The sequence below is a fragment of the Vibrio sp. 2134-1 genome, from assembly GCF_033339495.1.
Genome location: NZ_JAWOUS010000153.1, coordinates 1 through 1,012, shown reverse-complemented (window position 1 = coordinate 1,012; position 1,012 = coordinate 1). Strand labels below are relative to the sequence as shown.

2 protein-coding genes are annotated in these 1,012 nt (G+C 48.8%); one reads left to right on the top strand and one right to left on the bottom strand.

What is annotated here, in order from left to right:
• Nucleotides 1-650, top strand: a 650-nt coding sequence (locus R7R78_RS24580; RefSeq protein WP_225474431.1) for a DUF1501 domain-containing protein, incomplete at its 5' end; no start/stop codon positions are given.
• Between the two features lie 87 nt (nucleotides 651-737).
• On the opposite strand, the gene R7R78_RS24575 is transcribed toward R7R78_RS24580, so the two are convergent.
• A partial coding sequence (locus R7R78_RS24575) for a 3-oxoacyl-[acyl-carrier-protein] synthase III C-terminal domain-containing protein (RefSeq protein WP_318119549.1) occupies nucleotides 738-1,012 on the bottom strand: 275 nt, incomplete at its 5' end.

Here is a 1,012-nt window from a genome sequence, read left to right as displayed (position 1 = left end):
TCTCACACAGCGCAGATCACCCGTTCAGTGGGCATTTTAATTTGATGGTCGACGAATCCATGATGATGAGCAACATCCTCGCGGAGCAACTGAAACTGATCGACGACGCGCCTTTATTCTCCTCTTCTACACTCGGCAAACAAATGCAGACCGTGTACAAATTGATCGCCAGCCAGAGTGCGCTTAGTCAGCAGCGACAAGTGTTCTTTGTAAAACATACAGGATACGACTTACATGACTCGCAACTCGCGCGACACCCTTTGTTACTCGAAGATCTCGCCACCAACCTAAATGCCATGTATCGCGCAGTTGATAAGCTCGGTATGAGTAAAAACGTGACCACGTTTACGATGTCTGACTTTGGTCGACGAATGACCAATAATGGTAACGGTACCGATCACGGCTGGGGCGGTCATCAGTTATTGATAGGTAGTGCGGTAAATGGCAGTGCGCCGATCGGTACGTGGCCAGAGTTAACACTTGGAGGGCAAGATGATTACTCAAAAGGTCGGTTGATTCCGGCTATTGCCGCAGACCAAGTTGGCTCAACTCTCGCACAGTGGATGGGCGTGAGTGACAATGCCGCATTGGAATACGTATTCCCGAACATCCGTAATTTCACCACATCTAACCTTGGCTTTATGGCTTAAGCTAAGCAGCTTAGTTTCGTTTATTTAATTGTCAAAAAGGGAGCGCAATGCTCCCTTTGCAATATCATCTATGTTAACGAACGTTCATTAAACTTCGTCACGACGACGTTCGTTACAAAGCTTGATAGCACGCTCAAGCAATTCTAGAGCGGATTGCTCACACTCAGGCAGAGCCGCATCACTTTCACCAATTGGCGTTACGCGGTCACCCCACTTCAGCACTGCTGCACCCCACGTCAAACCTGCACCAAACGCAGCCAGAAGCATGTTATCGCCAGGATTTACTCGGCCTTGCTCTACCGCCTCACACAATGCAATTGGCACCGTTGCCGCAGAGGTATTGCCGTAGTTTTGAATGTTCA